Genomic DNA, 20,721 nt, shown 5'->3' with positions numbered 1-20,721 from the left:
TGGATGAATCGCCGTCCACAACCGAAAGACGAGGAAGTGTCGTCTTGGTGGAACGCGATGTTCACCTGGGGCTGGACAATTGGTGTTATGTCGACGACCGACCGCCGCCCCATCGTGCGCATCTGCTTCGTGTGCACGGGCAACATCTGCCGCTCGCCGATGGCCGAGGTCATGTTCCGCCAGATGGTCGAAGAGGTGGGCCTCGGCGACGACGTCTCGATCGCCTCTGCGGGCACCGGCGAGTGGCACGTCGGTGAACGGGTCGATCCGCGCACGCGCCAGGCTCTCGACCGTGCCGGCTACCGGGGCGAACTCCAGCGTGCGCGCCAGTTCGAGCTCGCGTGGTTCTCGGACTTCGATCTCATCATCACGTTCGATCGTGGGCAGCGACGCATCCTGCGCTCGTGGGCGCCGACGCAGGACGATCGCGCGCTGATCCGCCCTCTCCTGTCGTTTCTCGACGACAGCGGGCCGGAGGCCGAGATCCTCGACCCGTACTATGGCAACGACGAGCTCTTCGACCAGGTTCGCGACCAGATCGAGGCGCCCTGCCGCGCGCTGCTGCAGCAGATGCTGCCGGTCGTGCGGGCCGCCAAGATGAGCCGACCGCCCACCGCACCGGTGCCCGAGCCGGCGCCCAAGGAGTGATACATGTCGACACTGCCCCCTCAGCTGCTGAGTCCGCTTGACACGCGCTACCGCGCAGCGATGGGGCCACTCGGCGAGCATCTCTCGGAGGCCGCCCTGAACCGGGCGCGCGTGCACGTCGAGATCGAGTGGCTCATCTTCCTCACCGACCGCTCGATGTTCGGCTCGGCGCCGCTCACGGCCGAGCAGAAATCGGCGCTCCGCGCGGTCGTGACCGACTTCGATCAGGCGTCGATCGACGAGCTCGCCGCCGAGGAGGCGCGCACGCGACACGACGTGAAGGCCGTCGAGTACTTCGTGCGGCGCCGTCTCGAAGAGCGAGGACTCGCGGCCGTGGCCGAGCTCACGCACTTCGCGTGCACGAGCGAGGACATCAACAACCTCTCGTATGCGCTCACGATCCGCGCGGCCGTGCAGCAGGTGTGGCTGCCGAAGGCGCAGGAGCTCGTCACGAAGCTCGGCGAGCTCGCGGTCACCCACCGCGACGACGCGATGCTGTCGCTCACGCACGGCCAGCCGGCGACGCCGACGACGCTCGGCAAGGAGTTCGCGGTGTTCGCGCATCGACTGGGCCGCGTGCTCGGCCGCGTCGAGGACACCGAGTACCTCGGCAAGTTCGCGGGCGCGACGGGCAACTTCGCCGCGCACTCCGTCGCGGCGCCCGATGTCGACTGGGAGGCCGTCGCGGCCGAGTTCGTCGGCGAACTCGGGCTCACGTGGAACCCGCTGACGACGCAGATCGAGTCGCACGACTGGCAGGCGGAGCTCTACGCCGGCATAGCGCATTTCAACCGCGTGCTGCACAACCTCTGCACCGACGTGTGGACCTACATCTCTCGCGGTGTCTTCCGCCAGATCCCGCAGGCCGGCACGACGGGCTCGTCGACGATGCCGCACAAGATCAACCCGATCCGCTTCGAGAACGCCGAGTCGAATCTGGAGCTCTCGAACGCGATCCTCGATTCGATCGGCTCGACGCTCGTCACCTCGCGCCTGCAGCGCGATCTCACCGACTCGTCGACACAGCGCAACATCGGCGTCGGCTTCGGGCACAGCCTGCTCGCGCTCGACAACGCGCGCCGCGGGCTCGACGAGATCGACGTCGACCGCGAGCTGCTCGCGGCCGAGCTCGAGAGCAACTGGGAGGTGCTCGGCGAGGCGATCCAGACCGTGATCCGCGCCGAGATCGTGGCGGGGCGCTCGTCGATCGCCGACCCGTACGCGGTGCTGAAGGAGCTGACGCGCGGTCGCCGCATCGGCCGTGACGACCTGGCCGCGTTCGTCGATGGCCTCGAGATCGGTGACGAGGCCAAGGCGCGGCTGCTCGAACTCACGCCCGGGACGTACACGGGCCGCTCGTCGCAGCTCGTCGACCACCTGGACACGTCCGCGTAGGCGACGCCGGAATCGTGAGCTACTCCGCGAACGAGACCGAGGTCGAGTACGGCGGAAGGCGCATCCGGCTCGCGACGAACGCGCACTTCGACGCGCTCGTCGCGGCGTTCGAGGCCGCCGTCCCCGCACTTTCCGAGCCGGATGCCGCGCGTCGCCTCGCCGAGGACACCGACTGGCCCGCGTTCGTGCGCGGGGTGCAGTGGGAGTCGCCAAGCGGCTTCGTGCGAGTGTGGACGTCGCGGCCCGACGTGGTCATGCGCCACGCGGGCAATTCGGCGAAGAGCGTGCTGTGGCTCCTTGTGCACCACGGCATCGCCGCGCGGATGTTCCGGCACGATCCCGCGGCCGCGCTCTACTCGTCGTTGCGCATCGAGGCCCACACGACCAGCGAGCCGGGCACGACGCTCGGCTTCGACGTGCCGAGCGCGCAATTCGCGGGGTTCGAGAGCAACAAGATCAGGCAGGGCGGCGCCGAGCTCGACCGCGCCCTCGGCGACCTGCTCGAAGACCTGGGGCTCCCCCGGCCGTCGGCGCTCCGGCGGTAGCGTCGCCCGGTAACGCGGTAACGCAGTAACGCGGAGGGTGCCCGGCCCGGCCCGGCACCCGCAGGACTCGTCGGGGCGGTAGTCCCCGGCGTGTCGTCGGTGAACGTTGCCCCAATTCTCGGTGGCGCGCTCGAGATGATTCCGGCGGCGACCGGCTGCCGCGAATCTGACGGCACGGGAGCGAGCGGCACCGGGGCGCCGGCCCCCGGGGACACCGGCGGTCGTCGCGCTGCGGCGCCGGGCTCGGTCCTCTGACCCGTCGCGCGCCGGGCGAGTGCCTCCGGGCAAATCTTCGACAGGGCGCCCGTCGCCACGCACGCGACCGGGCGATCATCGGGCGCCGAACGCCGCTTTCCGGCGAGATGTGGTGCCCGAGCCGTGCGTCGCGCCGCCGCCCGGCGGGCGAGCATGGCGATCCCGCGACTCCCCGCTGTGACCAGGAGTTTCGTGAACCATTCAAGAGTCTGACCAAGGGCGGATCTCGACGGTGAGTGCTGACACCGATCCGAAGGGACAGCACCATGTGGACAACCGCCTCCTCGCAGTACTGCGTCACCGACCTCACCTCGCACTGGCAGCGCGCGGCGCAGCGCACCCTCGACTATGGTCCGCTCGGCTAATGGCGGCCGTTCGACCTTCTGCGCGCGGTGCGGAACCCGGACGACTACGCGGAGCGCGATCGGCTCGCCCGCGAGCTCGTGGCGCTCGCGAAATCAGGTCACGCCGGCGCCGATCAGGTGCTGCTCATGGCGATGCTTCCCCGCGTCGTCCATCTCACCCGCACCTGCCGGGGTCTGCGGAACCTCCCGCTGCGTGACGCGCAGGCGATCGCGCTCGGCGCGATGTGGGAAGCGATTCGCGTGCACCCGGAATCGCAGACGACGGCCATCCTTCACCGGCTCGGGATGGACGCGCTCGCGATCGTGACGCGCACCCACTCGTCGCACGTCACGTCGCCGGAGCTCACAACCGACCCCGAGACGATGACGCGGCTGCGCGAAGCCGAGGAACCCGCCCCGGGAGCCGTCGACGAACTCGCCGCCGTACTGCGCTGGGGACTCGAATCGAACGCAATCACGAGCGAGGACGTGCGCGTCATCGCGGCCGTGGACCTCGGAGCCAAGGGCGACCGCGAGCGCCTCGCCCACGAACTGGGGATCGGTGATGCCTCGATCGTGCGCCGTGCCCACCGCGTGCGGGCGCGCCTCAAGCAGGCCGTGGCAGCGGAGGTCGAGCGACTCGGATCGTGGTAACGGAACGACACGGACGACATCAGGCGCATGTCTCGTCACTGGGCCTGTGTAGGTTGACCGCGCTCGGGCCAACGAAGGGGAAGAACCGGGCATCATCACGATCCGGGGGAGTTCGATGATGGACGCTCTGTCGACGAGTCGGGGGACGACGCGAACGGCGGCCACGACAACGGCGGCGACGTCAGCCCCGCGCGCCGCGCCGACGAACGCGAGCGCGCCGCCGCGCGGCGCCCCGCCACGGCGGGTCGGCGGTGCTGCCGACCCGGATCCGGTCAATCGCCGCGACCGCGAGGCCTCGCCCACGCGCCAGCGCCGGCGTCCGCTGCTCATCGCGGTCGGCGTCGTCCTCGTGCTCGTCGCGGCGCTCACGAGCTATGTCACCTTCTCGAACCTCTCGACATCGGTCACCGTCGTGGTCGCCGCCGCCGACCTCGCGAAGGGCGACGTGATCGAGGCGACCGACCTCGGTTCGATCGAGATCGTCGGCGGCCAGCACACCAACGCGATACCCGCCGCCGACGCCGCGACGCTCATCGGCCAGCACGCCGCCGTCGACCTGCCGGCGGGGTCGCTGCTGACGACAGGCACGGTGCAGGGGTCGCTTCCGGTCGAGCCAGGCACCTCGATCGTCGGGGTTGCCGTCGCGGTCGGCCAGGTGCCGTCATCAGGCGTGCGCGCCGGCGACCGGATCCGTCTGGTGTCGACCCCCGTGGCACAGGGCGAGCCACCGGTCGAGGCGCCGCTCACGATCGATGCCGTCGTCTTCGCAACGCGCACCGACGACAGGACGGGTGCGCTCGTCGTCGACGTCGTGGTGCCAACGGGCGTCGCGGCAGACGTGGCGGCACGTGCCGCAACCGGCCGGATCTCGATCGTGCTCGACGGCAGCGGCGAGGAGTGACCCGTGGCGATCATCACCCTCAGCGCACTCGGCCACTCCCCCGGGACGACGACGACGGCCGTCGCGATGGCGATGGGCTGGCACCGGCCGGTCATGCTCGTCGAGGCCGATACGTCGACGACGAGCTCGATCCTGGCCGGGAGGTTGCGCGGACAGGTGCCGCACCTGGCCGGCCTCACCAATCTTGCGAGCGCCGCGACGCACGGCGAGCTCAGCCCGTCCCTCATGTTGGCGAACTCCGTCGAACTCCGCCCTGACCGACGACTCGTGCCGGGCTTCTCGACGCTCGGGGCCGCTCGCGGTGCCGCGACGTTCTGGGCCGACCTGCTGCCGGCGCTGGGCTCATTGGATGCTGCCGGCACCGATGTCATCGTGGATCTCGGGCGCTGCGACGCCGACGACCCCCGTGCGGCGCTCGTCGCATCCGCCGATCTCGTCTTCGTGGCGACGGGCACGACGCTGCCGGACATCGCGGCCACGACGGCTGCCGTGACCGGTCGCACGACGCGCCTCGGTGACCTCGCCACCCTCCTCGACGATGTCGGGCACGGCACGGCGCTGCGCCTGGTGCTGATCGAGCGGGCCGCCGAGAACTACTCGTCCGCTGAGATCCGTCGCGTGACCGGCCTACCCGTCGTCGGCTCGTTGCCGTACGCGCCCGACGCCGCAGCCGTCCACTGCCTCGGCGTACCCGGCGGCACCGTCCGGCGAGGTCAGCGCCGCGCGTACGAGCGCTCCGTCGGGGCACTCATTGACGGTGCGACGAGGGCGATCGCCAGCCGCCGCGAGCTGATCGACCCCGCGGCCGCCTCGGGGGTCGGGCCCGGCCAGAGCGCCGCCGGCGCTGACGCGGGGCGGGATGCACGAGTGGGAGGGCCCGCGGCATGGTCCGTCGAGCGACGGGAAGCCGCCCGATGAAGCAGTGGCCGGACTTCGACGGCGTCGACGGCGAGCGTGCCGGGAGACGGCGATCGCGACCTGCGGCCACGCGCGGCGACCACCGGCCTCCCTCGCCCGCCGGGTCCGCTCCCGGGCCCGGCGGGGACACCGTCGGCGACGCCGCGGCGTCGCCGACGACCTGGCGCCCGCGTTTGCCCGACGGGGGAATCAACTCGCTCCCCCTCTTCATGACGCCTGCGATCGGCAACCGAAGCCTCGACGAGCTCGATCGTCCCGCACCGGACTTCCCAGGCACCGCGGTCGTCGGCACGGACGGCGCTCGCGGTGCGCACGGCATTGACCGCCGCGCGGACCGCGGCTCGCCTGACGCCGCCACCACGCCGGCGGGGCCGGAAACGCACAGAGCAACAGAGCGGGTGGACTGGGACATCGTGCAGCGACTGCGCCGCGCCGTTTCGACCCTGCTCACTCAGGCGATGCAAGACGACCCGGCCATGACCGAGGAGCTGCAGCGCGCCAACGCGCAAGCCCACATCGCCGAGGTCATTCGGAGCCACGTCGACGATCAGATCGCCGTGGGCGGCGCGGCCGCGGCGTGGACCCCGTCGACTCGCACCCTCGTGGCGCAGTCGGTCTTCGACGCCCTGTTCAAGCTCGGCCGGCTCCAGCCACTCGTCGATGACCCCACGGTCGAGAACATCGACATCTACGGTTTCGACACCGTTTGGGTCAGCCACGCCGACGGAACGCGCCGGCGCCACGAGCCGATCGCGCGATCGGACGCCGAGCTGATCGCTGACATCGCCTTCCTGGCGCAGCGCAGTGGCGAGGACGGCCGCAGCTTCACGCCGTCCACGCCAATCCTCGACATGGACCTGCCGGGAAACGCCCGCCTCGCAGCCGTGCACCCGCCGATCTCGCCGCGCCCGAAGGTGGTCGTCCGCATCCATCGGTTCGTCGACATCTCCCTCGACGACCTCGTGGCCGTCCACGGCGCGCTCACAGCCGACGCCGCGTCCTTCCTTGACGCGGCGGTTCGGGCGGGCCTCAGCATCGTCGTGGCCGGTGCGCCCGGTGCCGGCAAGACCACGCTCGTCCGTGCGCTCGCGAACTGCATTCCGCCGCACGAGGAGATCGTGACGATCGAGAAGGAACGCGAGCTGCACCTCGATCGGATGGGCGACCGCCACCACATCGTCACGCCACTCCAGTTCCGACCGGGACAGGGCGAGGGCGGCTCCGCGAACCGCCTGGCCGGCGAAGTCACGCTCGTCGACCTCATCGAGGAGGCGCTCCGGCTCAACGCCGAGCGCATCATCGTCGGTGAGGTGCGCGGCGACGAGGTCGACGCCATGTTCCAGGCCATGCAGGCGGGCGTCGGATCGCTGTCGACCATTCACGCGCATTCGCCAACAGACACGATCGAGCGTCTCGCGGGGCTCGCCCTCAAGTCACTCGGTACGACCGACGCCTATGCCTACCGGCAAATCGCCAGGCACATCGACCTCATCGTGCAGGTGCGCCGCGTGCGGGATCACCGGGGGCGGCTGCACCGCAGGATCACGCACATCGCGGAGGTGCAGCCCGGCGAGGAGAGCCGCGACGGCGTGGCGCGTCCAATCGCCGCCGACATCTACGTGCGCCACCTCCGCGATGCGGCCCTCCGGCCCGTGGCACTGCCGACCGGGGCAACGCTCGAAGCGCTCGAGGAGGCCGGATTCGACCGCGCGCACCTTCGCGGCGATCGGGGCGAGCGCGGCGAGGAGCGCTGACGTGTCCGCGATCCTGGCACTGCTCACCGCCCTCGGCGTGGTCGGTGCGCTGCTGATCGTCGCGGGGTTGGTGCCCGCTCGTGGGGAGGCCGCGGCCGCCGTTCCGCCCCGGGCGGTGTCGACCCGCTGGGCTCTGCGGGCGGGCATGCGCTGGTCGAGACGGCGCAGGATGCTCGCGGCCGGTGGTCTCGCCGCCGGCGCCGTGCTGTGGCTGTCGACCGGCTGGGTCGTATTTCTCGTCGGTGTCCCGCTCGCGAGTCTCCTCCTGCCCGCCGTGTTCGCCAGCGGCGGTGCGAGGGAGCGCCTCGAGCGCCTCGATGCGCTCGAGTCCTGGACACGGAGTCTCGCGGGCCTCACGATCGCCGGGGCCGGTCTCGAACAGACGATTTCGGCCAGTCTTTCGAGTGCCGGGGCGACGATCCGGCCGCACGTGGCGACCCTGGTCGCACGCATCAACGCGAGGTGGCGCACGGCGGCGGCGCTCAGGTCGTTCGCCGACGACGTGGCCGATGCGACCTGTGATCTCATCGTCATGCACCTGCTCCTCGCCGAGCGCATGCGCGGCCCAGGTCTGGCACGGGCGCTCGAGGATCTCGCCGACAGCATCTCCGACGAGGTGCGGGCACGGAGGGCAATCGAGACCGACCGGGCGAAGCCGCAGCAGAACATGCGCATCATCACCGTCACAACGTTGCTGCTGCTCGCCGTGATGCCGTTCGCCGGGACGTTCATGGCCCCGTATTCGTCCCCCACCGGACAGCTCCTGCTGGCGTCGTGGATCGCGGTCTACGCCGCGATTCTCGTGTGGATGCATCGCATCGCCCGTCCGCCCGTGGCACCGCGCATGCTGTCGACGGAGGTCACGGCATGACGCATGCGATCGCCCTCGCCCTTCCAGGCGCCGTCCTGGCCCTCGCGGCCACGGTATTCATCGCCGCCCTTCTGCCGTCCCGGCCAGCGCTCGCCGCGGCCCTCGACCGGCTCGGCACATCGGCGGCGCCCGCCGAGCCGTCCCCGCCCGCGCGGTGGGACGTCAGGGTGGGCACATGGGTGCACGCGCATCTGCCCGATCTTCCCGTGTTCGCGCCCCCGGCGACGGATCTTCGCCTCGTCGGCGTGACACCGTCGACGTTCTTTCGTGACAAGGCCCTGCTCGCGGCGCTCGGGCTCATCGCTCCGAGCGTGTTTGGCATCGTCATGAATGCGCTGGGGCTCCTGCCCGCGCTCGTTCCCGTCGCTCTCGGACCGATCCTCGCGGCTGCCCTGTGGTTTGCCCCCGACCGCGACGTCCGAGTGCGGGCCCGGGCCGCGCGCACCGAGTTCGCCCGTGCGGTAGCGGTCTACCTCGAGCTCGTGGCCGTCGAGCGGAAGCGGGGAGCCCCGGCCGGCCAGGCCCTCGTGACGACGTCCGAGGTCGGCTCGACCTGGGTGTTCGCACGCATCCGCGAAGAGCTCACCCGCGCGCGACTAGCCGGCGTCGCTCCGTGGACCGCGCTCGGCGGGCTTGCCGATGAGATCGGCGTTCCCGAGCTCGCCGACGTCGCCAAGATCGTGCGGCTCTCCGGCGAGGAGGGTGCCTCGGTCGCGGAGTCGCTGCGAGGTCGCGGGCGCACCCTCCGCGGCCAGCTGCTCGCCGACGAGCACGCGAAGGCGAATCAGGCGAGCGAACGAATGAGCGTTCCGCTCACCCTTCTCGCCTTCGTGTTCGTGGGCGTCGTGCTGACGCCGCTCGTGCTCAACCTGCTCGCTTAATGCCCTTCTCGATCGTCGTGTCCGATTTTCCGCCCCATCTACACCCTCTTTTCTACGAGACCACAGGAGCCCGATCATGCGATCCCTCATCACCTACTCCTCTGCAGTAGCAGCGTCCCGCATCGCCGCACTGCGCACCCGACGAGAATCCGGCGCCGAGACGACGGAATGGATCTTCATCGTCGTCGGCGCGCTGGTCATCGGCGGCATCATCATCGCGGCCGTGACCGCCTTCGTCGAGGGCCAGGTCTCGCAGCTCCCCGGAGCGCAGTAGTGACGCCCGAGTTGCACGATCACCCACCGGAACGACACCCGATCATCACCGGAGGCGCGACCTGCGCCCGTGACGAGCGCGGAGCCTCGAGCGTCGAGGCCGCTCTCGTGCTTCCCGTGCTCCTCGTGCTCTTCTTCTCGATCGTGCAGGGCGCGACCACGTTGCACGCGGGCAACGTGGCCCAGGCCGCGGCGCAGGCGGCCTTCGAAGAGGGCCGCCTGCTGGGGGGTTCGGCCGAGGATGCCATTGCGGCGGGGCTCCGATCGGCAGCCGCCTCCGGCACGGCGCTGACCGGCGTCACCGTCGACGTGGCCATCACCGAGACCACGATCACGGTCACCATCTCCGGAAGCGCGCCCTCGCTCGTTCCCGGCATCCCCGTGCACGTCGAGCGGACGGTCTCGGGCCCGCGTGAGCGCTGGGTCGGGTAAGCGCTCGTGCTGGCGAAGGAAGGGGGGCGGGATGATGCCGAGCGAGGCGGCGCGTCGGTCGAACTTGTCCTGATCGCGCCGGTGCTCGTGGCCATCGTGCTGCTGCTGGTCGTCGCCGGGCGCCTGTCGATGACGGGGGTCGCCGTCGAATCCGCGGCTGGAGCGGCCGCTCGCGCCGCGTCCCTCGCTCCGAATGCGGGCGAAGCCTCGGCGATCGCGACTGAATCCGCCCGGTTCACGCTCCTGCAGCAGAACGTGCCCTGCGACGACCTCTCGGTCGCGGTCGACGCTGACGCACTCGACGCGAGCCTCGGGGTCTACGGATCGGTGGAGGTGACCGTCACCTGCATCGTCTCGCTCAGTGACGCCGCTCTCCCCGGCCTCGGCGGCTCCCGCGCCATGGCGGCGAGCGCCAGTAGCCCGGTCGATCCGTTTCGTGCGAAGGAGTAGCGCAGTGAAGCAGCATCGCATCGCTCGTGGCATGTGTGCCCTCATCGCCCTCGCGGGCCTCGTCGTCGGCGTTCCGCTCGCGCTGGTCGCCCTTGCGGGAAACCCGTTGCCCCCTTCACCGGACGCGCTCGTGCAGGCGATCACGGCGCCCGACCTCGGAGGAGCGTTCCTGATGGGCACGCTCGTTCCGCTCCTCGCCTGGGCGGCGTGGGCCTACCTCACCGTCGGCGTCGCACTCGAGGGAATGGCGTTCGCCAAGGATTGGCGAAGCGCCGTGCGTCACCGCGGACACCGCGGACCGGGGCGCCGGTTCGCCGCGTCGCTCCTCACCGCCATCGTCGTGATGATCGGTGGCAGCGCGATCGTCGGCCCGGCGCACGCGGCGGAGGCGGCGTCACCGGCGGCCGGCACTACCGCGCACGTCGGCCATGACCTCCTGGACGGAATAGACGGTGTCCCATCGTCCATGTCCCCGGGCGAGAGCGGCGAGCTGACCCCCGAGCCCTCGACGGGGATGACGGCGGCGGCCGCGCCGAGCGGTCCGCAGACGGTGAACGTGCGCGAGGGCGACTCGCTGTGGAGCATCGCCGACGCCTATCTCGGCGATGGCGCGCGATACCCCGAGATCGTGGAACGCAATGCGGGCGTGCCGCAGCCCGACGGCGACGCGCTGTCCGACGACCTCTGGCTCACGCCCGGTTGGCGGATCCTGCTCCCGCCCGACGCGTCACCGACCGGAGACGCGGCAGACGCCCGCGCCGAGAACAGCGATAAGGCGCGCACCGCGACCGACGCCGGATCTGGCGTCGCCGCCGGGCCCCGCGGCGACGACGCCATCCCCGATCAGGTCATCGTCGAAGGCGGCGACACCCTGTGGGACCTCGCCGAGACCTATCTCGGTGACGGTCAGCGCTACGACGATCTCGCGAACGCTTCCGGCGTCGCCAACCCATCGGCGATCATGCCGGGCGACGTCATCGAGGTGGCCGAGGCGGCACGCGGCGGCGGCGAACCGGGCGCCCCGGGTGACGGTGGGGACGTCGGGGACGTCGGGGACGTTGACGCCAGCGGCGATGAGAACACTTCCCTCCCCGGTGCCGACGACGGTGTGGATGAGGGGACAGACGGCGTGCACGACGGCTCGACCGTCGTTCCCGCGCACCCGATCGACGCGTCGGCCGCACCTCCCGAAGCGCCGACGACCACACCGCCCACCGATGGGGGTGCGACGGGCGCGGGCCAGCCGTCCGCCAGCACGCCCCCGGTCGACGCCGCCGGGGCGGCACCACATCCGGTCGTCGGGGGTACGGCTGAGACCACCACGGGCGGCGGGGGCGACCAGGCCGGTGCGCAGGTCAACGTCGACGAGACCGTCGAGGGCGTGAACCTCCAGACCGTCGGCGGCATCGGAGGGGTGCTGGCGGCTGGACTCCTCGGTTGGCTCGGCGTGCGTCGTGCGCTCCAACGCCGCGTTCGCCGGCCCGGCGAACGAATCGCCATGCCCGAGCCCGAGTTGGCCGCCTTCGAGACGGAATTGCGCTCGGTCGACACGACGACCGCCGTGCTGCACCTCGATCGAGCCATGCGCGCCCTCGCTGCATGGGCGCAAGACGAGTCGAAGGTCATGCCACCCGTGGCGGTCGTGCGCGTCGACGCCGCCGAGGTCGTCTTCTACCTCGACGGACCGACCCTCCTGCCGGACCCCTTCGTCCCCGTCACCGACGATCACAGTGCGTGGGCGCTCGCGCCCGGGCAGTTGCAACCGCTCGTGCGGGAGCCGTCACCGCCGTGCCCTGCGCTCGCCTCGCTCGGGAGCGATGCGAGCGGAGCCATGGTGTTCGTCGACCTGGAACGACTCGGGATCATAACGGTCGATGGTGAGCCGGAGCTCGTGCGCTCGGCGCTACTGGCTATCGCCATCGAGCTCGCGACATCGACGTGGGGCGACGACACACGTCTCACCCTCGTGGGGTTCGACGACGCGCTCAGCGAGCAGCTCGGCAGCGGACGAATTCGCCATGTCGACGCCCTCGCCGATGTGCTGCCCGAGCTCGCGGGGCACCGCCGACACGTCGCGCAGGCGCTGCATCGACTCGATGCCCAGTCTCCGACCGTCGCACGCACGTCGAGTCCGGACGCCGAATCGTGGAGCGCCGAGGTGCTCGTGCTCGGCCACGCCGTCGGTGGCGAGGCACTCGACGAACTCGCCGGGCTAGCGCTCGACGAACCGCGTGTCGGTATCGCTGCCGTCGTCGGGGGCGCCGTCGAGAGCGGTTGGCACGTCGAGCTCCGAGGCCCGCACGACGCGACCCTGCATCTCCCGGGCGACGCGGGGTCGCTCGAGCTCGATCCGCAGCTGATCGCTGAGCCGGAGTTCGACCGACTCGTCGAGTTGGCTCGCGTGGCGACCGGACCTGCACACCGTGCACGGACGTTTCGCGAGGAGACGGGAGACTGGACGCTGTCGCTTTCGCCGGATGGCGCGGCGACCACCCGGACGGGCGACGACCCGGGAGACGCGGCGCGTGGCAGCTTCGCGACAGTGGACGTGACCGACGCCGCAGCCCGCGACGAGAACGCCGACCGGGACATCGACGCCACCCCGGACATCGTCCAGCGCAATGCCGACCCCGCGACGGCGCCCGCCATCGCGGAGGGCGAGGTCAACCTCGACGCCGCGGCGGACGACGCGTCGCCCGCTGTCGACGACGCCATCGCGGGCGTACGGGAGGCCGGTCCTGCGAAACGCGGCGCACACGCCAAGCGTGATCGGCCTGGCCTGCGGCGACGGGCCTCTGCGCGCGGGCAGGCCGATGACCTCGACGAAGCCGCCCGCGACCTGCTCGCCTCACTCGCCCACCGCCCGTGGGTGAGACTGCTCGGACCGGTCGAACTGCTCGGAGCCGCAGGCGACCCGCCCGTGACCCCGCAGACGCACACGATCAACAACAGCACCGTCAAGCGCGCGACCGAGCTCGTCGCCTACCTCGCGCTGCATCCCGGGGTGACGGCCGAGCAATTCCACGCGGCCTTCTGGCCAGGGAAGGATCCTCGAGGCAAGACTGCGGCATCCAACCGCAACGGTCTCGCGACGCGGGCCCGCAAGTGGCTCGGAACGTCGGCCGACGGTCAGCCGTATTTCCCTCACGTCGGCAGCGACGGCTACCGACTCGACGAGAGGGTGACGACCGACTGGCACGTGCTGCTCGAGCTGATCGGGAACGACCCCGCCACTGCGCCGGCTCCGCGGCTGCGGGCCGCCCTCGATCTCGTGCGCGGTCAGCCCTTCGCGGGCGTCAAGGAACGCTTCTACGGTTGGGCCGAGATCACTCGCATGGACATGCTCGCGACGATCGCGGACACGTGTCACGAGCTCGCCGTCCGCGCCCTCGACATGGGCGATGTGGGGGCGGCGCGCACCACGGCGGCCCTCGGCCGAGAGATCGACCCGATCAACGAGATGGCGTGGCGCGACGCGCTGCAGGCCGAACTGCTCGCCTCCGACCACGAAGGTTTCGAGCGCATCGTGTCGCTGCTGCAACAGCAACTCGATGACTTCGAAGACGGCTACGAGCCCGAGCCGGAAACACAGGAACTCATCGACCGCGGGCGTCACCGTGCACGCCGAATGCCGCAGCGCGACGGGGCCTTTGCCTCATGACCGAAGGCGACGCCATCCGCCTCACGATCGCCCTCGTCACGGGGATCGTGGTGAGCGTGACCGATCTGCGCGATCGCCGAATCCCGAACCGGGTCACGTTCCCTGCGGCCGCGGCCGTCATCGCGAGCGCCGTCACCGAGACCGTCTGGCGACTCCTGTCGACGGCGAACTCCGGTTCCGACTCCGGCTCCGGCATTACTGGCACGTCCGCCGACGCGTTCGCCCTCACCACCGCGCTGGCGCCGGTGGCCCTCGCGGTCCTCGGCGCCGTCGTCGCCGGCTCGGCCATGTTCGTGCTCGCGTGGTTCGGCACCCTCGGGTTCGGCGACGTGAAGCTCGCGGCGGTGCTCGGTGCCGCCTTGCTGCCGGTGTTCGGCTGGCATGCTCTCGGGCTCGCATTCGTGCTGAGCTATGTGCTCGCGTTTCCGCACGCGCTCGTGCTGCTCATCGCTCGGCGCCGAGGAGGTGGGAGCAGCGAACTTGCCTTCGGTCCGTACCTGGTTGTGGGCGCCGGCGCCGCAGCAGTGGCCGGTTTCGCATCGTCGTCGGTGCATCCCTAGCCGTCCGACACCGCGCGGCAAACGTCAGCGGCACGGCCGCGATCTCCCCGGAAGCGCCGGTGCCGGCGGGCACCGACCGGTCTACCCTGGAGCAATGACCGCAGCCGATGCTCAGGCCGACGCCCCGCGTGCCACGGTGATCACCGTGTCCGACCGCGCCTCGATGGGGTTGCGCGACGACGAGACCGGCCCCGTGATCGTCGAGGCGCTTCGCGAGGCGGGCTTCGACGTCGCCGAGCCCGTCGTCGTCCCCGACGGGACGCTGCCCGTGCGCGACGCGGTCCGCGCCGCCCACGAAGCCGGCTCCCGCGTCATCATCACCACCGGCGGCACCGGTATCGGGCCACGCGACCGTACGCCAGAGGGCGTCGAGCCGTTGCTCGATCTCAAGCTGCCCCGCATCATCGACGCCATCGCCGGACACGGCGGCGCCCCGGCCACTGCGCTGCTCACCCGCGGCGTCGCCGGTGTCATCGGTGGCGACTCCGCCGCGTATCGCACGATGATGCGGCCCCCGAGCCTCGTCGTGACCCTGCCCGGATCCCCCGGCGGCGTGCGCGACGGACTCGCCGTGCTGCTCCCGATCGTCCACCACGCGATCGGGCAGCTCGACGGCGCCGGCCACGCCTCGCACGGCACCGAGCACCCCGAAGACCATGCAGGGCATCACGCCGCTCCCGCCAACGCCGCTCCTGCGCCGTCCGGCACCGCCCCGGCCAGCTCCGCCCACGGCGGCCCCGACGGCGAGCCCCGCGCATGACCGTCGCCATCGCTGCGATCTCCTCCGAGCCGCTCGACGTCGCCGCGCACCTCGCCGCCGTCGCCGACGCGCACGCCGGCGCCACCGCATCGTTCGTCGGCACGGTGCGCGACCACGACCCCGAGGCCGACGGCACCGTCACCACGCTCGACTACTCCGCGCATCCCGACGCGGAACGCGTGCTCGCCCGTATCGCGGCCGACCTCGACCGCGACGGCGCGCGGCTCGCCGTCACCCACCGCATCGGCACACTCGACGTCGGCGACCTCGCGATCGTCGCCGCCGTATCGACCGCCCACCGGGCCGAGGCGTTCGACCTCTGTCGCGAGCTCGTCGAACGCGTGAAGGCCGAGCTGCCCGTGTGGAAGCGCCAGCACACGGAAGACGGCACGACGCACTGGGTCGGCATGGCCTAGCTGTGGTTCCCCGACACGTTGTGAAGAGGTGACGTACGGGCGAAGGCCTCCGGAACGATGTGCATTACTACACTCACCACCGCCCACGGAGGCCTTCGTGGCCCACGCTAACGCGCCCTTCAGCCCGCGGGAAGGCAACGCCTTGCCCGCCTGATCGTCGATGACGGATGGAGCATCCGACGCTCGGCTCGCGTTCGCCGCGCCCGGCGCGGCCGAGCTCGAGCTGCGCGTGACGAGGGCCGCGGGGCCCTCGGGCATGAGCCGCGCGTCGGCGCTCGCGCACCCCGGCGTCCCAGCCGCGCCTCGTACGCTCGCGGCATGCACGCGTCGAGCATCGAGCCATACCACCGCCGCCGCCTGATGATCGGGGCGGCGTGAGCGCATCGCCCCTCGTGGGCGTGCACATCTCGCACGAGCAGCTCGATCCGCGCACCGCGCTCGAGGTGGCTCGCCGCGCCGACGCGCTCGGCTTCCGCGACGGCCTGTGCTCCGACCACCTCACGCCGTGGAGCGAGCGCCAGGGCGAGTCGGGCTTCGCCTGGGCGTGGCTCGGCGCGGCACTCGCCACCACGTCGATGCGCTTCGGCGTCGTGACGGCCCCCGGGCAGCGATACCACCCTGTGATCGCGGCGCAGGCGATCGCGACGCTCGAGCAGATGCATCCGGGGCGGTTCTGGGCCGCGCTCGGCAGCGGCGAGGCGATGAACGAACACGTCACGGGCGACGCGTGGCCCGCGAAGTCAGAGCGCACCGCGCGCCTCGGCGAATGCGTCGATGTGCTGCGCGAGCTGCTCGCGGGCCGCGAGGTGAGCCACCGGGGGCGTGTGGTCGTCGACCGGGCGCGCGTCTGGTCGCTGCCCGAGACGCCACCGCCGCTCGTCGGCGCGGCCGTCACGGCTGAGACCGCCGCGTGGGCGGCCACGTGGGCCGACGGCCTCATCACCATCTCGCAGCCGTTCGAGAAGCTGCGAGACATCATCGGGGCCTACCGCGAGGCGGGTGGTGCGGGCGACGTTTCGGTGCAGTCGCAGCTGGCCTACGTGCGCCCGGCCAACGGCGGCCGCGAGGCGGCGCGCGCCCTCGCGCACGACCAGTGGCGCACCAACGTGTTCGAGCCTCCCCTGTGCTGGGACCTGCCCACGCCCGAGCACTACGACCTCGCCGCCGACGGCATGAGCGTCGAGCGCGTGGCCGAGAGCGTGCACTGCGTCGACTCGACCACGGCGCTCGCCGAGCTCGTCGACGAGCACGGGCGCGCGGGCGCCGACCGCGTCTACCTGCACCACGTGGGCAAGACGCAGGCGGCGTTCCTCGACGACACCGCCGCGGCGCTGCTGCACTGAGCAGCCTCGGCGGCGCATCACGCGGCGACCAGCCGGGACCACGAGTCGACGAGGAGGCCGCTGCCGAACAGTTCGCGCAGCGCGCGAGGCGGTGCGGGCGTTGAGGTCGCCCATCACCATGGCCGGCGGGTCGCGCTCGGCGAGCCGCCGCAGCACCTCGCGCACCGACCGCACCCGCGAGCGCACCATCGCCGTGGCCGCCGCCGCGGTGGCCGTCGTGCTCATCGTGCAGAACCGCCGCGACGCCCGCGTGCCCGTCGACGCCTGAGCGGGCGGGCGATCGCGGGGCGGCCTGGCCGCGAGCCGCGGTCGCGGCTAGCCTGGAGGGATGCGAGCGCACTGGGCGCCCGCCGACGGGAGGTGCCGCGTGGCCATCGTGCGCCTCCCCTCGCCCTCATCGCGACCGCCCGCCGCACTGCATCCGCCCGAGCCCGTTCGCGACCCCGCGCATCCCGACGCGCCCGTCTCGCTCGGCGGCGGCGCGGCGCCGCTCGGCGACGCCATCGACGTGTCGGCGGTGCCGGCCGAGGGCCAGCTCGTCGACCGCTTCGGGCGCGTGCACCGCGACCTGCGCATCTCGCTCACCGACCGCTGCTCGCTGCGCTGCACCTACTGCATGCCGGCCGAGGGCGTGCCGTGGATCATGAAGGACAACATCCTCACGACCCTCGAGCTCGAGCGCGTCGCGCGCGTCGCCGCCTCACTCGGCATCGACGAGGTGCGGCTCACCGGCGGCGAGCCGCTGCTGCGCAAGGACATCGTTGACGTGGTGCGCCGCATGGCCGCCATCGAGGGGCCGCACGGGCCGCTGCGCGTGAGCATCACGACGAACGGGCTGCGGTTGCCGCAGCTCATGGACGACCTCGTCGCCGCGGGCCTCGAACGGGTGAACGTGTCGATCGACACGCTCGACCGACAGCGCTTCGCCGACCTCACGCGCCGCGACCGGCTCGACGACGTGCTCGAGGGCATCCGCATCGCTCGGGACAGCGGGCTACGCCCGCTCAAGCTCAATGCGGTGCTGCTGCGCGGCGTCAACGATGACGAAGCCTGTGACCTGCTCCGCTTCGCGATGGACAACGACGCCGAGCTCCGCTTCATCGAGCAGATGCCGCTCGATGCCGGGCACACCTGGACCCGTGAGGGCATGATCGAGGGCGCCGAGATCCTGGATCGGCTCAGCGCGGAGTTCGACCTTGAGCCCGTCGACGCGCGCGGCGCCGCGCCGGCCGAGCGCTTCGTCGTGAACGGCGGCCCCCACCACGTCGGCGTCATCGCCTCCGTCACGGCACCCTTCTGCGGCGCCTGCGACCGCGTGCGTCTCACCGCCGACGGGCAGATCCGCAACTGCCTCTTCGCGCGGGGCGAGAGCGACCTGCTGCCGCTACTGCGCGGTGATGCCGATGACGACGCGATCGCGCGCCTGCTCCGAACGAGCATCGCGGGCAAGCGCGCGGGGCACGGCATCGACGACCCGGGGTTCCTGCAGCCCGACCGGCCGATGTCGGCCATCGGGGGCTGACCCCCTCGGTCCGCCCCGCCGGGCCCCGCGCGCCCGCCGGGCGCGACCGGCACGCACCAGGCGTCCGCCGCTACACGACCGCCTTGCGCAGCGTGAGGTAAGCGCCCGCGGCCAGCACTGCCGTGACCCCGAGCCCAATCAGCGTGATGGCGAGGGGACCGACGGCAGCGAACCACCCGAACACGGCCGGCCACGATTCGGTTCGCGTGATGATGAACAGTCCGACGACGAGCGCAAGCGCCAGCACCACCCCGACGGCGGTCAGCACGAGCCAGCCGAATCGCTTGTAGACCGTGGCGGCCCAGAACCCGATCACGTACAGCAGCAGTGTCGCCGTGAAGTAGGTGAGCCACGCGGACGCCCAGCTCGGCTCGAAGAGCCACTCCAAGTAGGCGATGCGACCGTTCATGCCGTAGCCGTTCGTGATCACCTCGAGGCCGGCGAGCGCGATGAACAGGGTTGCGATCATGGCCCCGCCGATCGCGCCGACCACGAGCGTGCCGACGAAGAACTCGCGCCGCGTGACGCTCATGGCCTGCGAGAACGGGAAGGTCAGGGTCATCGCCTGCACGCCGAGCGCGGCGAAGTACCAGAGGGGCGCCTGCGCAGCTCCCGTCGGCTTGACGCCGTCGCCCGGGATCATCGCGAAGACGATGAGGCAGATCGCCAACGTTCCCGCGACGATCACCAGGGGCACCCACACGAACGATTGCGTGCTGATGAGTTGCAGCCGGATGACGTTGAGAGTGCGGTTCCCGGCTCCGCGTCGGGCGGGGATCGCCTCGAGCGTTGTCGCGGTGGTCATCGGAGAACTCCTTCGTGGGTGGATGCTGGGGCCGAGTCGCCCGCACCGTCCGGGCTTGCGTCGCGCATTTCGCGCTGTGTGAGTCGCACGATGAGCTGCTGCAGTGGCACGGCGGCGAACTCGAGGCCGTCGGCGACCGCCGAGGCGCGCTCCTCGCCCGTGAGCTGGCCGAGGAAGGTGACGCTCGCCACACTGCCGAGCGACTCGCGGTGGAGCTCCTCACGGCCGGCGATGTAACGGTCGACCCGTTCTGCGGCGCCGACGAGGCTCGTCGCCTGCGCGCGGGCGTCGTCGACTGACTTGTCCATGATGATGCGGCCCTGATCGATGACGAGCACGTGTTCGAGCAGGTTGGCGATTTCGTCGATGAGGTGGCTCGACAGCACGATGGTGCGCGGATGCTCCGAGTAGTCCTCGATCAAGCGGTCGTAGAAGGTCTGGCGCGCGACTGCGTCGAGTCCCAGATAGGGCTCGTCGAAGAACGTGATGTCAGCGCGCGAAGACAGCCCGATAATCACCCCGACCGCCGACAACTGGCCGCGCGAGAGCTTCTTGATGTTCGTCTTCATGGGGAGCTGGAACTCGTCGACGAGTTCGTCGCACAACTCCTGGTCCCAGTTCGAGAAGAACAGCCGGGCCGAGCGGAAGGCGATCGTGGCGTTCGCCTCGTCCGGGTACTTCTGGCTTTCGCGCACGAAGCACATTCGGCTCAGCACCCGCGCATTCTCGAAGGGGTTTTCGCCGAACACCTGCACGGTGCCGCTGGTTGCGAAGTTCTGCGCGGTGAGGATCGACATCGCGGTCGTCTTGCCCGCGCCGTTTCGGCCCAGAAAGCCGTAGATGCCATTCCGTTCGATGTCGAAGCTGACACCGTCGAGGGCGGTCTTGTCTCGGTAGCGTTTCGTCAGGTCACGGACGTGGATCACTGGATCCATGAGGAGCCTTTCAGTCGGGCGCCGCTGTCGACGACGCCGAGTCGGGGGTCGCGTGCTCGAGGATGAGCCGCGCGAGAACGTCGGGGCCGAGACCCAAGCGGGCGGCCTCGGCCACGAGAGGAGCGATGTAGGCATCGGCGAAAGCGGCGCGACGGGCTTCGAGCACCCGCTCGCGCGCCCCATCCGCGACGAACATGCCGATGCCGCGCTGCTTGTAGAGCACGCCCCTGTCGACGAGCATGTTCACTCCCTTCGCGGCGGTTGCGGGGTTGATGCGGTAGAACTCCGCAAGCTCGTTCTTCGAGGGTGCACGCGCTCCCTCGTGAAGCGAGCCGTCGACGATCTGATCTTCGACGCGTTCCGCGATCTGCAGGAAGAGCGGCCGCGCGTCATCCATA

The 20,721-nt window shown here is 71.1% G+C and carries 22 protein-coding genes; 19 read left to right on the top strand and 3 right to left on the bottom strand.

The window, feature by feature from the left end; translation table 11 throughout:
• Positions 1-87 precede the first annotated feature (87 nt).
• The 19 genes from F8O04_RS00690 to moaA all read left to right on the top strand — a co-directional run bounded on the left by F8O04_RS00690 (position 88) and on the right by moaA (position 18,583).
• Positions 88-648, top strand: coding sequence for a low molecular weight protein-tyrosine-phosphatase (locus F8O04_RS00690; RefSeq protein WP_158027411.1), 561 nt, complete (start codon positions 88-90; stop codon positions 646-648).
• A 3-nt stretch (positions 649-651) separates the two neighbouring features.
• Positions 652-2,043: an adenylosuccinate lyase gene (gene purB, locus F8O04_RS00685; RefSeq protein WP_158027410.1), complete on the top strand. Its 1,392-nt coding sequence runs from the start codon at positions 652-654 to the stop codon at positions 2,041-2,043.
• Positions 2,044-2,057: 14 nt separating this feature from the next.
• Positions 2,058-2,588, top strand: a complete 531-nt coding sequence (locus tag F8O04_RS00680; RefSeq protein WP_158027409.1) for a hypothetical protein — start codon at positions 2,058-2,060, stop codon at positions 2,586-2,588.
• A 647-nt stretch (positions 2,589-3,235) separates the two neighbouring features.
• Entirely contained in the window at positions 3,236-3,841 is a 606-nt protein-coding gene (locus F8O04_RS00675) for a hypothetical protein (RefSeq protein ID WP_158027408.1), read from the top strand.
• A 115-nt stretch (positions 3,842-3,956) separates the two neighbouring features.
• Complete coding sequence (locus tag F8O04_RS00670; RefSeq protein WP_158027407.1) at positions 3,957-4,742, top strand: SAF domain-containing protein; 786 nt, start codon at positions 3,957-3,959, stop codon at positions 4,740-4,742.
• 3 nt (positions 4,743-4,745) lie between these two features.
• Positions 4,746-5,660, top strand: coding sequence for a hypothetical protein (locus F8O04_RS00665; RefSeq protein ID WP_158027406.1), 915 nt, complete (start codon positions 4,746-4,748; stop codon positions 5,658-5,660).
• On the top strand, positions 5,657-7,414 hold the full coding sequence (locus F8O04_RS00660) for a CpaF family protein (RefSeq protein WP_188726354.1): 1,758 nt from the start codon (positions 5,657-5,659) through the stop codon (positions 7,412-7,414). The genes F8O04_RS00665 and F8O04_RS00660 overlap by 4 nt, the downstream gene beginning before the upstream one ends.
• Position 7,415: 1 nt before the next feature.
• Positions 7,416-8,285 (top strand): type II secretion system F family protein, encoded by an 870-nt coding sequence (locus tag F8O04_RS00655; RefSeq protein ID WP_188726355.1) that lies wholly within the window; start codon positions 7,416-7,418, stop codon positions 8,283-8,285.
• Entirely contained in the window at positions 8,282-9,166 is an 885-nt protein-coding gene (locus tag F8O04_RS00650; RefSeq protein WP_158027403.1) for a type II secretion system F family protein, read from the top strand. Before F8O04_RS00655 ends, F8O04_RS00650 begins: the two co-directional genes overlap by 4 nt.
• A 76-nt stretch (positions 9,167-9,242) precedes the next feature.
• Positions 9,243-9,440 (top strand): hypothetical protein, encoded by a 198-nt coding sequence (locus tag F8O04_RS14705; protein WP_188726356.1) that lies wholly within the window; start codon positions 9,243-9,245, stop codon positions 9,438-9,440.
• Positions 9,440-9,871, top strand: a complete 432-nt coding sequence (locus tag F8O04_RS00645) for a TadE/TadG family type IV pilus assembly protein (RefSeq protein ID WP_188726357.1) — start codon at positions 9,440-9,442, stop codon at positions 9,869-9,871. The genes F8O04_RS14705 and F8O04_RS00645 overlap by 1 nt, the downstream gene beginning before the upstream one ends.
• A 6-nt stretch (positions 9,872-9,877) precedes the next feature.
• Complete coding sequence (locus F8O04_RS00640; protein WP_158027401.1) at positions 9,878-10,321, top strand: TadE/TadG family type IV pilus assembly protein; 444 nt, start codon at positions 9,878-9,880, stop codon at positions 10,319-10,321.
• Between the two features lie 4 nt (positions 10,322-10,325).
• Positions 10,326-13,982 (top strand): LysM peptidoglycan-binding domain-containing protein, encoded by a 3,657-nt coding sequence (locus F8O04_RS00635; RefSeq protein ID WP_158027400.1) that lies wholly within the window; start codon positions 10,326-10,328, stop codon positions 13,980-13,982.
• Positions 13,979-14,542 (top strand): prepilin peptidase, encoded by a 564-nt coding sequence (locus F8O04_RS00630; RefSeq protein ID WP_158027399.1) that lies wholly within the window; start codon positions 13,979-13,981, stop codon positions 14,540-14,542. Before F8O04_RS00635 ends, F8O04_RS00630 begins: the two co-directional genes overlap by 4 nt.
• A 94-nt stretch (positions 14,543-14,636) precedes the next feature.
• Entirely contained in the window at positions 14,637-15,302 is a 666-nt protein-coding gene (locus F8O04_RS00625) for a MogA/MoaB family molybdenum cofactor biosynthesis protein (protein WP_158027398.1), read from the top strand.
• Positions 15,299-15,718, top strand: coding sequence for a molybdenum cofactor biosynthesis protein MoaE (locus F8O04_RS00620; RefSeq protein ID WP_158027397.1), 420 nt, complete (start codon positions 15,299-15,301; stop codon positions 15,716-15,718). Before F8O04_RS00625 ends, F8O04_RS00620 begins: the two co-directional genes overlap by 4 nt.
• A 374-nt stretch (positions 15,719-16,092) precedes the next feature.
• On the top strand, positions 16,093-17,061 hold the full coding sequence (locus F8O04_RS00615) for a TIGR03885 family FMN-dependent LLM class oxidoreductase (RefSeq protein ID WP_158027396.1): 969 nt from the start codon (positions 16,093-16,095) through the stop codon (positions 17,059-17,061).
• Between the two features lie 118 nt (positions 17,062-17,179).
• On the top strand, positions 17,180-17,329 hold the full coding sequence (locus tag F8O04_RS14700; RefSeq protein WP_188726358.1) for a hypothetical protein: 150 nt from the start codon (positions 17,180-17,182) through the stop codon (positions 17,327-17,329).
• 234 nt (positions 17,330-17,563) lie between these two features.
• Positions 17,564-18,583 (top strand): GTP 3',8-cyclase MoaA, encoded by a 1,020-nt coding sequence (moaA, locus tag F8O04_RS00610; RefSeq protein WP_225734962.1) that lies wholly within the window; start codon positions 17,564-17,566, stop codon positions 18,581-18,583.
• A 70-nt stretch (positions 18,584-18,653) separates the two neighbouring features.
• On the opposite strand, the gene F8O04_RS00605 is transcribed toward moaA, so the two are convergent.
• Genes F8O04_RS00605 through F8O04_RS00595 form a run of 3 tightly spaced genes read right to left on the bottom strand, consistent with a single transcriptional unit; the run spans position 18,654 to position 20,720 of the window.
• The gene (locus tag F8O04_RS00605; protein WP_158027394.1) at positions 18,654-19,388 is read right to left on the bottom strand and encodes a hypothetical protein; all 735 of its coding nucleotides are present in this window, start codon (positions 19,386-19,388) and stop codon (positions 18,654-18,656) included.
• Positions 19,385-20,323, bottom strand: coding sequence for an ABC transporter ATP-binding protein (locus F8O04_RS00600; RefSeq protein WP_158027393.1), 939 nt, complete (start codon positions 20,321-20,323; stop codon positions 19,385-19,387). Before F8O04_RS00600 ends, F8O04_RS00605 begins: the two co-directional genes overlap by 4 nt.
• Before the next feature lie 10 nt (positions 20,324-20,333).
• Entirely contained in the window at positions 20,334-20,720 is a 387-nt protein-coding gene (locus F8O04_RS00595; protein WP_158027392.1) for a GntR family transcriptional regulator, read from the bottom strand.
• Position 20,721: the final 1 nt, after the last annotated feature.

The sequence above is a fragment of the Pseudoclavibacter endophyticus genome (assembly GCF_008831085.1).
Classification (GTDB): Bacteria; Actinomycetota; Actinomycetes; order Actinomycetales; family Microbacteriaceae; genus Pseudoclavibacter; species Pseudoclavibacter endophyticus.
This window is presented reverse-complemented; position numbering and strand designations above follow the sequence as displayed.